This window comes from Moraxella lacunata (assembly GCF_002027545.1).
Classification (GTDB): domain Bacteria; phylum Pseudomonadota; class Gammaproteobacteria; order Pseudomonadales; family Moraxellaceae; genus Moraxella; species Moraxella lacunata.
The window spans coordinates 30,506-42,587 of sequence record NZ_MXAN01000037.1 but is presented as its reverse complement, the minus strand read 5'-3'; the positions used below and the strand labels follow the sequence as shown (position 1 = coordinate 42,587).

13 protein-coding genes are annotated in these 12,082 nt (G+C 44.2%); 11 read left to right on the top strand and 2 right to left on the bottom strand.

What is annotated here, in order from left to right; translation table 11 throughout:
- Positions 1-540: 540 nt before the first annotated feature.
- The gene (locus B5J94_RS05995; protein WP_228144536.1) at positions 541-1,662 is read left to right on the top strand and encodes a tyrosine recombinase XerC; all 1,122 of its coding nucleotides are present in this window, start codon (positions 541-543) and stop codon (positions 1,660-1,662) included.
- On the opposite strand, the gene B5J94_RS05990 is transcribed toward B5J94_RS05995, so the two are convergent.
- Positions 1,663-2,529, bottom strand: coding sequence for a nitrilase-related carbon-nitrogen hydrolase (locus tag B5J94_RS05990; RefSeq protein WP_062498087.1), 867 nt, complete (start codon positions 2,527-2,529; stop codon positions 1,663-1,665).
- A 293-nt stretch (positions 2,530-2,822) separates the two neighbouring features.
- Here B5J94_RS05990 and rpoN point away from each other — a divergent pair, with 293 nt between their 5' ends.
- Complete coding sequence (gene rpoN, locus B5J94_RS05985) at positions 2,823-4,424, top strand: RNA polymerase factor sigma-54 (RefSeq protein ID WP_062498089.1); 1,602 nt, start codon at positions 2,823-2,825, stop codon at positions 4,422-4,424.
- 156 nt (positions 4,425-4,580) lie between these two features.
- Here rpoN and B5J94_RS05980 read toward each other — a convergent pair whose 3' ends face one another.
- Positions 4,581-5,042 carry a hypothetical protein gene (locus B5J94_RS05980; RefSeq protein WP_062498091.1) on the bottom strand — a complete coding sequence of 154 codons (462 nt, stop codon included), beginning with the start codon at positions 5,040-5,042 and terminating at the stop codon, positions 4,581-4,583.
- A 583-nt stretch (positions 5,043-5,625) separates the two neighbouring features.
- Here B5J94_RS05980 and B5J94_RS05975 point away from each other — a divergent pair.
- The 9 genes from B5J94_RS05975 (at position 5,626) to B5J94_RS05935 (ending at position 11,979) form a co-directional block, all read left to right on the top strand.
- The gene (locus B5J94_RS05975) at positions 5,626-7,344 is read left to right on the top strand and encodes an acetolactate synthase 3 large subunit (protein WP_228144537.1); all 1,719 of its coding nucleotides are present in this window, start codon (positions 5,626-5,628) and stop codon (positions 7,342-7,344) included.
- Positions 7,344-7,856, top strand: coding sequence for an acetolactate synthase small subunit (gene ilvN, locus B5J94_RS05970; RefSeq protein ID WP_062498095.1), 513 nt, complete (start codon positions 7,344-7,346; stop codon positions 7,854-7,856). The genes B5J94_RS05975 and ilvN overlap by 1 nt, the downstream gene beginning before the upstream one ends.
- Positions 7,856-8,143 (top strand): putative quinol monooxygenase, encoded by a 288-nt coding sequence (locus tag B5J94_RS05965; protein WP_062498097.1) that lies wholly within the window; start codon positions 7,856-7,858, stop codon positions 8,141-8,143. Before ilvN ends, B5J94_RS05965 begins: the two co-directional genes overlap by 1 nt.
- A gap of 37 nt (positions 8,144-8,180) precedes the next feature.
- Positions 8,181-8,423 carry a hypothetical protein gene (locus B5J94_RS05960; RefSeq protein WP_062498099.1) on the top strand — a complete coding sequence of 81 codons (243 nt, stop codon included), beginning with the start codon at positions 8,181-8,183 and terminating at the stop codon, positions 8,421-8,423.
- Positions 8,410-8,778 carry a PIN domain-containing protein gene (locus tag B5J94_RS05955; RefSeq protein ID WP_062498101.1) on the top strand — a complete coding sequence of 123 codons (369 nt, stop codon included), beginning with the start codon at positions 8,410-8,412 and terminating at the stop codon, positions 8,776-8,778. Before B5J94_RS05960 ends, B5J94_RS05955 begins: the two co-directional genes overlap by 14 nt.
- A gap of 46 nt (positions 8,779-8,824) precedes the next feature.
- Positions 8,825-9,847, top strand: a complete 1,023-nt coding sequence (gene ilvC, locus B5J94_RS05950) for a ketol-acid reductoisomerase (RefSeq protein ID WP_062498104.1) — start codon at positions 8,825-8,827, stop codon at positions 9,845-9,847.
- Between the two features lie 150 nt (positions 9,848-9,997).
- Positions 9,998-10,402 carry a hypothetical protein gene (locus tag B5J94_RS05945; protein WP_143821915.1) on the top strand — a complete coding sequence of 135 codons (405 nt, stop codon included), beginning with the start codon at positions 9,998-10,000 and terminating at the stop codon, positions 10,400-10,402.
- A 307-nt stretch (positions 10,403-10,709) separates the two neighbouring features.
- Entirely contained in the window at positions 10,710-10,922 is a 213-nt protein-coding gene (locus tag B5J94_RS05940) for a cold-shock protein (protein ID WP_062498109.1), read from the top strand.
- A 307-nt stretch (positions 10,923-11,229) separates the two neighbouring features.
- Positions 11,230-11,979, top strand: a complete 750-nt coding sequence (locus B5J94_RS05935; protein WP_062498111.1) for an electron transfer flavoprotein subunit beta/FixA family protein — start codon at positions 11,230-11,232, stop codon at positions 11,977-11,979.
- The last annotated feature ends 103 nt before the right edge of the window (positions 11,980-12,082 follow it).

The window sequence follows — 12,082 nt, the reverse complement described above, 5'->3', positions numbered from 1 at the left end:
ATCAAACAAGCTTTTGACGAAGAAAAACAATCCGACCACTTAACCATGTAAATTTTAAAATTTTAACTTAACCTTCCAAATTAAGTGGTCGGATAGCCATTTTTCATGCAAAAATTGATAAAAGCGTTAAATTTTCATCTTATTTTATAAAAATGTTATCAATGGTAGGCACGCCCTAATACAAACGCAATGATGTTTGGATGTAGGGGCGTGCTGTGCACGCCCATAAAAATGACAGCATTAAAGAATGTGGAAAGCACATCCCTACAAACTCGTAGTAAATATTAAGTGCGTTAGGTGTGGTTGCTCTCAAACCCCTAATCTAATTTTGCTAATTTACTTCATTCTCAGCTTAAAATGGTAACTTATTGATTTTTAGGAAATTATTTTTAATATTGTAGGGGCGAATTACATTCGCCCTTGATAAATCGATCGCTTGCATAAAGTTGAGAGTGGGGTTAATTTACCAAATCCACCCCAATAATTTGCCCGATATTTATCCAACACTTATCTAGCATTTATCCAATAATAGCCATAGCCATGAGATTGTCCGCCATTTTAAACCAAACCCACTCCGCCCAATCATCCAGTAACACTCATCTGTCAAGCCCAGCCAAGCAAATAGAGCAGGCTCATGACATGCCCATTAGCCATGATACAGGCCCAAGACAAGCCACGGCTCAGACTCTGCTATCAGCGATAGAGTGTTGGCTGTCGTCACTGACAGGGCAGAATTATTCGCCCCACACGCTGTCGGCGTATCGGGCGAGCATGCACCGCTTTGGCGAGTTTTTGGGGCGTTATGGCGTGGACTGGCAGGACTGTCGCCCCAAGGATTTGGAGTGGTATGTCGTGACACGGTTGGAGCAGGATAGGGTGCAGACAGTGAGTGTCAAACGGGACATTTCTGCCATCAAGCGGTTTTATCAGTTTGCCATCAAGGAGCAGGAGCGGACAACAGACAGCAAAGTGAGTATCTGCAACCCGACCATCGGTTATCGCCTAAAATCTGCCCCCAAGCCCTTGCCTGTGGTGTTGGATGTGGATTTGATGACACAGCTGTTGGAGCAAGCCCCACTTGATGACCCCGAGCAGGCGGATTTGTGGGTGCGAGATAAGGCGATGTTTGAGCTGATGTACAGTAGCGGTCTGCGTTTGGCGGAGCTGGCATCGCTTGATGTGGCGGATGTGGATTTGACTGCCAAATCGGTTAGGGTGCTGGGCAAAGGCAAAAAAATGCGTGTCGTCCCTGTCGGCACCAAGGCAATACAAGCCATCAATGCCTACCTGCCTTATCGTACATTATGGCAAGCCAAAAAAGTCGCCAAAATTGCCAAGCCTGATGACATCACGCCTACCAGTACCGTCAAGGCGTTGTTCATCAGTGAGCGACACGGCAAAAGGCTAAGCGAGCGTGCGATACAACTTCGTCTGTCGCTGTGTGCCACTCGGGCAGGCATCGCCCAGAGTTTGCACCCACATTTGCTTCGGCATAGTTTTGCGTCGCACCTGTTGTCATCTAGTGGTGATTTGCGTGCGGTGCAGGAGCTGTTGGGGCATAGCAATCTTAGCACCACGCAGATTTATACCCATGTGGACTTTGGGTCGCTGACCAAGGTTTATGACAAGACACATCCTAGGGCGACCGCCAAAAAGTCCTAATTATAACTCCACCCGACATTCAAATATCGGCATGTTTTTGCGGATATCATTCTGCTCACCTTTATCAAAATCAGCATAAATGATTGTAAAATCGCCACCGTCTGTCGTGTCTGTACTGCTGACGATTTGCCCGTTGGCGTTCACTATCATGCCATGCCCCCACGTTTGGCGGGTTTGGGGTTTGCCCTTGTGGGTAAAATGGTTCGTGCCACCTTGTGCCGAGCCGATGATAAGGCATTGACCATCAAGCGAGCGAGCGGTTAGCAAGGATTGCCAATGAGCTTTACCTGTGGTGTGGGTAAAGGCGGACGGCACAGTGATGATGTCCGCCCCCATGTCTCTAAGTTTTTGATAAAGCGTGGGAAATCGCACATCAAAACACACGGTCATGCCAATGCCAACTGCCACACCGCCTAGCACACAGTGAGCCACGACAGGTGTATCGCCTGCTTCAAAGGTGCGACCTTCATCATAACTGCCCACACCGTCCGCCACCGACGCCCGAAACAAGTGGATTTTGTCGTAGCGGGCGATGAGTGTGCCTGTATTGTCAAACAGTAGGCTGGATTGGCGAAATTTGCTGTCTAATTTGCCGTCTATGGGCGTGCCATCGGGGCGAGTGGGGCAGGGCAGTGTCCCTGCCAAGATATGAATGTCCATATTACGGGCAAGGCGTGCATAAAAATCCACCATCTCATCAAAACGACTGGCAAGCTCACGTTGCGACCCCATGACACACGCATTTTCAGGCAAAACCACCAAGTCCGCCCCATTTTGTTTGGCGGTAGAGACAGCCTTTTTGATAATGGCTAGGTTGTTATCAATGTTATCTTGGGAATTTAGCTGAATGTTGGCAATCTTTGGCATGGTTGTCCTTGTTGGTGCATGATGTTGAATTTATTATAAAGCCATTTATCAAGCTAGGCAACTTTTGGACAAATTTGGGGTGACTTGATGGTTGGCGTGATGGTCATGATGGATGGGGTTGTGATGAGATTTTAGGCAGGAAAATAAGTTATAAAATAACAATGATGGGCGTTATTGGGGTGTTATGTCGTAAAATTTACGCCTTTTGGCAAAATCTATGCAAAAATTATGCCAAAATGTTGTAAAATTTAAAAGTTAGTAGATATTTTAACAATTAGGACAGTAGTACACCCATGAGTCTCTCATTTGGCTTGGGCGTTGGCTTAAACCAATCCCAAAAACTCACCCCACAAATGCAACAGGCAATCCGTCTGCTGGCTTTGTCGCACCTTGAATTGGAGCAAGAAGTGCAGATGAAGCTAGACAGCAATCCTTTGCTTGAACGGGTTGATGAGAGTTTTGAGACGGAGTTTGACGGCGATGAGCTGACTTTGGATGACTGGACAGATAATGGTTGGCAAAAAAACGATCAATCAAATACAGATAATTTTGATGAACCTTTTGACGGCGACAGCTATGATAAACTGACTGAGTCTGGTTTTGATGATGGAGCAATGGATACAGCTTGGGATAATGTCTATGCCTTTGATGTTGAATATCATGGTGATTTTGGTGTGGCAGGTAGGCATGATGATGAGCATGAGTTTTTGGGAGCGACACACACCAGTATCCAAGAGCATGTGCGTTTTCAGATGAATTTTAGTCCCATGAATGCCAAAGAGTCGCTGATTTTGGATTATTTGCTGGACGCCATGGATGAGATGGGTTATATCCGTCTGGGTGTGGATGAGTTGTATCAGAATTTGGCGACCCTTGCCAATTTTTATCAGTGGGAAGAGACGATTAGCCCGCCTGAGATTGTCTCGGTGTTGCAACGCATTCAGGCGTGTTCGCCAACAGGCGTGGGGGCGAGAAATCTGCCCGAGTGCCTAAGATTGCAACTTGACGAGCTGACCAAAGATGACCCTGATCTGCCTTTTGCCGACGAAGCTTATATGGTGCTTGGGGCGACCACTCATTTGGAGACGAACAACATCAAGGCACTCATGCAAGACACCGACCTAAGCTCTGCTGAGATAAAAGGGGCGATGGCGATTATCCGCAGTCTTAACCCCGAGCCTGCATCTGAGTTTTATAAAAATGAAGGCAGTATCGACCAAAGTATTGATATTCCTGATATTCTAGTCATTGCCTTAGAAGAGACAAAAGGCAGATATGCCAAGAAGTCACTGGCTAATGTCACCGACACCGATGCATGGCGAGTGGTGTTAAACCAAGAAGTTATCCCTAATTTGCAAATCAACCAAGAATATGCCAGTCTCATCAAAAAAGGCGATGATGGCGATGATAATATTTATCTCAAAGATAAGCTAAATGATGCCCGTCTGTTCATTCGCAGCATTGATGAGCGTAACCAAAATTTGCTTAAAGTGGCAGGCTGTATCGTTCGTCGCCAGCAGGGGTTTTTGGAGCGGGGTGTGGAAGCGATGATTCCTTTGACCCTAAAAAATGTCGCCGATGAGATTGGACTGCATGAGTCCACCGTCTCACGACTGACCACCAATAAGACCATGCTCACCCCGCAGGGCTTGTATCCCTTAAAGTACTTTTTCTCATCTGGTGTGGGCAGTGAAGATGGCGAGATATCATCAACTGCCATCTCCGCCCAAATCCAAAGCATGATTCAAAACGAAAACCCCAAAAAACCACTGTCAGATGCTTCTATTACTGGCGTGTTAGAAGAGCAGGGCGTAAGTATTTCACGGCGAACCGTAACCAAATATCGTGAAGCGATGGGGATTTTGCCATCAACACTACGCAAACAAAAAATCTAGGGCGTGCCTGCCTTTGGTCTTTGCCATGAAAAATGGATTAAAGTGTTAAATTTTCATCTTATTTTATAAAAATGTTATCAATGGCAGACACGCCCTAGCCATAAAAAACTCCACGCTCAAGTGTGGAGTTTTTTCTCATGAGTGGCATGACGTGTCTTATACACCTTGGCAGTACTGATTAATCAGTTGTTGGTGTTGCTGACGTTTTGAGCTAATCTCTTGATCATTTAGGTAGACTCGCTCGCCATTGGCGTTGGTCTCAAAAATACGACCACCGATGGTTAGGTTGGCAAAGTTGGCACGCAATGACTGACAGCGATTGGCAAGCTCTTGATTTTGTAGGGCTTGATTTTGCTGTTCTAGGTCGGCAATACGCTGAGCTTCGGGTGATGGCGCTGCTTGTTGTTGGGTTTGTTCTGACAGCTGACCTGCATCAGCGACACGCCCATCATTACGCATGGAGTGAACTTTAAAATTGGTGGTATTTTTTGGTTGCATTTGGCTATAAACCACTTCGCCATGCTTGCCAATGCTCTCATAGATGGTGGTATTGGCATTGGCGGTAATGCCAAAAGTGACAACACTAAGAAGTAGGGCGGTTAAGGTATGAAGTTTCATGAAAAAATCCTTACTGTTGGACGGTGTGAATTGCCCATCCAAAATCGGCAAAAAATTAATGCTAATATTGCAACAAAACCACGATAAAATCAAGACCAATTAGGCGAATAAATGCGGTATTTGTCGCTTTTTGAACAAATTTTGGTGTTATTTGAAAAAATTAACAATAATCTTTAAAAAACTATTGGCAAAAAAGATGTTTTGGGGTAAGATAGCCAAATCTTAATTTTAATAACTAAATTTGTCAAAAGTTTTTTAACTTATAAAAATTAGTTATAGAAGTCAGCGTTCTTTATCAAAAAGACGTTTGTTAAGTCCAAGCGAATAGATTACCGTTTATTCACACCGATTTAACATTGCACAAGACTTACCGGTCTGCAAGACGACATTCTCATCTCTTTGTCAGTCCTTGTACCACGTCTTTGGTAAGTTGTGTTTGTTTAACCCCATTTTGGGAAAAAGGATTGATATGACAGAGCAAACCACCCAAGCCCCCAACATGACGGGGCATACTCAGACGGCAGACGCTGCCAAACATTTCCATGAAAATCAAGCCAAACTTGCCCGTGGCGAAACTGTTGCCATGAGTGGGGCGGAGTTGTTGGTACAAGCCTTGATTGATGAAGGCGTAACCCATATTTTTGGCTACCCTGGTGGGGCGGTGCTACATATCTATGATGCCCTATTTAAGCAAGACGAGATTGAGCATATCCTAGTTCGCCATGAGCAGGCGGCAGGACACATGGCGGACGCTTATAGCCGTGTTACAGGACGTGCAGGCGTGGTGCTAGCCACGTCAGGGCCGGGCGTTACCAATACCGTAACCGCCATTGCCACAGCGTTTATGGATTCTATTCCTATGGTGGTACTGGCAGGGCAAGTGCCAAGCACCTTGATTGGCGATGATGCCTTTCAAGAATGCGACATGATTGGCGTGTCTCGCCCTGTGGTCAAGCATAGTTTTCAAGTGCGTAACCCTGCCGAGATTCCCACGATTATCAAAAAAGCCTTTTTTATCGCAAGCTCAGGTCGTCCTGGCCCTGTGGTGGTGGATATTCCAAAGGATATGACGAACCCTGCCGATAAATTTGACTACTTTATGCCAAGCGAGATTCACATTCGCTCTTATCAGCCAACGTCCAAAGGACATAGCGGTCAAATCAAAAAAGCGGTGGATTTGCTACTGTCTGCCAAACGCCCTGTACTCTACTCTGGCGGTGGCGTGGTGCAAGGCGGGGCAAGCGATGAACTTCGTGAACTTGCCAATTTGTTAAACTTGCCCGTTACCAACACGCTCATGGGGCTAGGGGCATATCCTGCCACGAGCGAGCAGTTTGTCGGTATGCTCGGTATGCACGGCACTTATGAAGCCAACATGACCATGCACCATGCGGACGTTATTTTGGCGGTGGGGGCAAGGTTTGATGACCGTGTTACCAACAACGTCAAAAAATTCTGCCCAAACGCAACCATTATCCATATTGACATTGACCCAACGTCTATCTCAAAAACCATTAACGCTCATATCCCTATCGTGGGCGATGTCAAACCTGTCTTGACCGAAATGGTAAATATTGTCAAATCCAGCGACAAACGCCTAGACGAACACGCCCTTGCCGACTGGTGGACGCAAATCAACGAATGGCGTAAACGTCATGGTTTGCGTTATGGCGATGACACGGACGCACCTGTCCATGCGATTATGCCACAACGTGTCGTTGAAACGCTGTGCAAGCTCACGGACGGTAAAGCGATTATCACGTCCGATGTCGGTCAGCACCAAATGTTCGCCGCCCTTTATTATAAATATGACGAGCCACGCCAATGGCTAAACTCTGGCGGACTTGGTACTATGGGTGTAGGTCTGCCTTATGCCATGGCGGCAAAATTGGCTTGTCCTGAAAAGACGGTCGTTTGTATCACAGGCGAAGGCTCCATTCAGATGAATATCCAAGAGCTATCAACGTGCTTGCAGTATAATTTGCCTGTTAAGATTTTAAATTTAAACAACGCTCAGCTTGGTATGGTCAAGCAGTGGCAAGACATGCTTTATGAAGGCAGACACGCCCAGTCGTATATGCAGTCATTGCCTGATTTTGTCAAATTGGCAGAAAGTTATGGACATAAAGGCGTAAAAATCACCAACCCTGCTACTATGGAGGAGGAGCTAAAACAAGCCCTAGAAATGGACGGTTTGGTATTTATTGATGTGTATGTGGACAGAAGTGAGCACGTCTATCCCATGCAAGTGGCAGGGCAGTCCATGCGTGATATGTGGTTATCAAAAGGAGAGCGTACCTAATGGCACAGTTACAAAAACATCTGATTTCGGTACTGATGGAAAACGAAGCAGGCTCGCTGTCTCGTGTGGTTGGGCTGTTTAGTCAGCGTGGCTATAACATTGATACGCTAAACGTCGCCGCCACCGAAGACCCCACGTTATCACGGCTTACCCTGACCACGATTACCACTGCCGATAAGATTGAGCAGATTACCAAACAGCTTCATAAACTCATTGAAGTGGTCAAAGTCCAAAACCTATCGGAAGTCTCTGGCGGTAGTCAGATTGAGCGTGAGCTTATGCTCATCAAAGTGCGAGCGACAGGGGTGTACCGTGAAGAAGTCTATCGTACGGCGGACATATTCCGCGCCCAAATCGTGGACGTATCGGCAAATCTTTATACCATTCTTATCACAGGGGATGCAGGCAAGCTAGACGGTTTTATTGATGTCATCGGACGAGATAAAATCCTAGAAGTGGTACGCTCTGGCGTGATTGGTATTGCACGGGGCGAGCGGACGCTTTCTTTGTGATGGCAAAAGTTGTCTTAAAAGGTCATATCATCATTCCTAAAACCAATCGGCAAGTTATTTTAGATGAACTTAAAAAACACATTGACTTAACACGTCAAGAAAGTGGTTGTTTGATATTTCAAATCACACAAGACAACAGCGATGTCGATAAGTTTTGGGTTTATGAAGAATTTGTGAACAAAGAAGCCTTCGACTTTCATCAAGCTCGTGTGCGTTTGTCTGCGTGGGGCGTGGTATCTGCTGATGTAGAGCGACATTATGAGCCGTTAATCATGATAGATGATTAGTATTGATTATCTACTAAAATGATTTAAGGAGATAAAAATGATTATAGAGCTTGCCAGCCTACCGCCAATGGTGCAGGCATACATCAAAGATGAAAAACAACTACAAGTCATTGTCAAAGATGAGCAGGTGCATTTAATGCCCTTACATCAATTTGTATCACAACCAACCAAAAAATCCGATTTTGCAGGGGGGTTGGCACAATTTGCGAATTCTGACTTAATGCCAAAAGAAGAACAAGCGGTAGAGATGGCAATCAGGAAAAAATATGGCATTGATTGATACAAATATTTTGTTGCGTTTTTTATTGCAAGACCACGATATATTAAGCCAACAAGCCAAGCAAATCATTGATGATAATGATGTGATTTGTTTAAATGCCGTCATTTATGAAGTCATTCACGTATTACAAAGCGTTTATAAAATTGACGGAGCATTGATTGCTGATAAACTTTTGATACTATTTGAAAATGATGTGATTGAAAGTGAAAATAAGTCAGTTATCCTAAAATCCTTATCAATTTTTAAAGAAACTTCTATGGATTGCTTATTAATTGCTTATCGCATCATTGATAATAGCGTAATTTTTTCTTTTGATAAAAAAGTCAATAATTATCTAAACAGAATAAGTTTTTAATTAACCCACGCCCTTAAATTACGGGCATTATTTTAAGGAAACTCGTATGAGCTTAAATATCTATTATGACAAAGATTGTGATTTGTCTATCATTCAAGGCAAAAAAGTTGCCATTATCGGCTACGGCTCACAAGGTCACGCCCACGCCCTAAACCTAAAAGATTCTGGCGTTGATGTAACCGTAGGCCTTCGTGCTGGCTCTGCTTCTTGGAAAAAAGCCGAGAACGCTGGTCTAAACGTTGCCGAAACTGCCGACGCTGTTGCTGGTGCGGACGTGGTGATGATTTTGACCCCAGATGAATTTCAAAAGCAATTGTACGAAAATGACATTGAACCAAACATCAAACAAGGGGCAACACTTGCCTTTGCTCACGGTTTTGCCATTCACTATAACCAAATTGTGCCACGCAAAGACTTAGATGTGATTATGGTTGCCCCAAAAGCCCCCGGTCATACTGTCCGTTCTGAATTTGTCAAAGGCGGTGGTATCCCTGACTTGATTGCCATTTGGCGTGATGCGTCAGGCAATGCCAAGCAAGTAGCTCTGTCTTATGCTGCTGGCGTGGGTGGTGGTCGCTCTGGCATCATTGAGACCAGTTTTAAAGATGAGACCGAAACCGATTTGTTTGGTGAACAAGCCGTTCTTTGTGGTGGTGCGGTAGAGCTGGTTAAAATGGGCTTTGAGACTTTGGTTGAAGCTGGTTATGCTCCTGAAATGGCGTACTTTGAGTGTTTGCATGAACTAAAACTCATCGTTGATTTGATGTATGAAGGCGGTATTGCCGATATGAACTACTCAATCTCTAACAACGCAGAATATGGCGAATACGTAACAGGTGTTGAAGTCATCAATGAGCAATCCCGCGCGGCCATGCGTAACGCCCTAAAACGCATTCAATCAGGCGAATATGCCAAGATGTTCATTGCCGAAGGTCAGCTAAACTATCCGTCAATGACTGCCCGTCGCCGTAACACTGCCGAGCATGAAATTGAAAAAACTGGGGCGAAACTTCGTGCGATGATGCCATGGATTGGTGGCAACAAAATCATTGATAAAGAGAAAAACTGATTTAGGTTTTCTTTTTTAAATAAAAATGACCGTCCTTTGGGCGGTTGTTTTTTCATGTCTTGCCAGTACGCCCCAATCAGCGTATAATAGCACATTTGTGCAGATTTATTTTTAATGATAGCTTATAATATTCACCATTTTTTAAACAGTTTGTCCGATTTTGCCATTTTGTATATTTTGGCAAGTCTCATCATTGCCATTTTGATTTGGGTGGAGTCGGCGTGGGTTGCCCGTAACGGTGGCAAATTGCCCCAAAATACCCCCTTTGTCGTTATTAGCATTTTAACGTCATCATGGCTTATTGTGTCGGGACTGGCGTTGTACTTTTTGGAATTTGACGGGGTGCTGATGAGCGTGCCTGTGGTTTATGGCGTGTATTCGCTACTAAGCTGGATAAAAGGGGCGAAATTCATCGGCGATGACCTGCCCGATGACCCAAAGGATATCATCTTTCCACGCAAATATCTTACCTATTCACAGTCGTTCGCCCTTGTGTTTGCCGTGCTTTGTGTGGGTATGCTTGCTTTGCCCTACACCAATTTATCTTTTTTGTAAAATTTATAAAAATAAATCCCCTTTTTTGGTAAAATTTTGTTATAATAGTCGTATGGTATTTATTTACCATAGTTTATGTACCATATATTGTGTTTTACTCGCCTTTGTGCGAAAAAACGACTTTGATAACTTGCGGACGAGTGCTGGTATCAGGGCGTATGTTAGATTTATTACTGAACCATTAAGGTAGCTTAACGGTTTGATGTAGAGTTTAAGCGTCGTATCTTTAACTTATTTTGCGGTTTTGGCAACATAAATATTTTCACGGCATTTTGCCATTATTTCCCCATTTTCAAGGAAAACTCTCATGTCAAACAAAGTTACTGGTACCGTTAAATGGTTCAATGAAGCCAAAGGTTTTGGTTTTATCGCCCAAGATGCAGGCGGTCAAGATGTATTTGCCCATTACAGTGCCATTACTGGTTCTGGTTTTAAAACCCTAGCCGAAGGTCAAAAAGTGGCGTTCATTCTAGGCGAAGGCAAAAAAGGCCCACAAGCCGAAGAGATTGAAAAAATCTAATTGCCAATATCATTGGCTAAGCACTCAAAGTAATTTGGGTGCTTTTTTGTTTTTGTTTTTGTTTTTGTTATTTTATGGCAATGTATTTCGGAAAAGCGTGTAGGGGTAAATTGCAATTTGCCCTATGATTGGATTTTTAAAAGAATGCCATTGCTTATTATCCAAACCACCAAAAATAAAAATGACTGCTCATTCACGTTAAGTATTTGACCAAAATTTGTAAATTTTAGACAATCTAGCATGGCATAAAGCTGATAAATGTGATATATTTTTATTAAATTTTTAAAACCCAAAAAACGGAGTAACCATGAAAGTATTAGTTGCCGTCAAGCGTGTTGTTGACCACAACGTCAAAGTGCGTGTTAAAGCAGATGAGTCTGGCGTGGACTTGACCAACGCCAAGATGAGCGTAAACCCATTTTGTGAAATTGCCATTGAAGAAGCGGTTCGCTTAAAGGAAAAAGGCGTGGCAAGCGAGATTATCGCCGTATCTATCGGCACCAGCCAATCGCAAGAACAACTGCGTTCGGCATTGGCATTGGGTGCTGACCGTGCGATTTTGGTGGAAACAGACGAAAAAGCATATCCTTTGCAAGTCGCCAAAATTCTAAAAGGCGTAGCAGAAGCCGAAGGGGCAGAGCTTATCCTACTCGGCAAGCAAGCCATTGATGATGATAATAACCAAACAGGGCAAATGCTGGCGGCACTCATGAATGTCGGTCAAGGTACTTTTGCGTCCGAAGTGGTGGTAGAAGGCGGTGCGGTCAAAGTAACTCGTGAGATTGACGGTGGTTTGCAAACCGTGAATTTGCCACTGCCTGCGGTCGTTACCACAGATTTGCGTCTTAACGAACCACGCTTTCCAAAACTGCCTAACATCATGGCTGCCAAGAAAAAGCCACTAGACACCAAGACTCCTGCCGATTTTGGTGTGGACATGACATCTAAACTGACCACATTAAAAGTCAAAGCCCCTGCCGAACGCAGTGCAGGCGTAAAAGTGGCGAGCGTTGATGAGTTGATTGATAAACTTAAAAACGAAGCGAAGGTAATTTAAAGTAATTTCAAAATTAATTAAAAGGTGGAAATGTAGGGGTGATTTATTCACCCATAAGTCCAAATTAGGGCAAATGTGATTTGCCCTTACATCTCCCAAATTA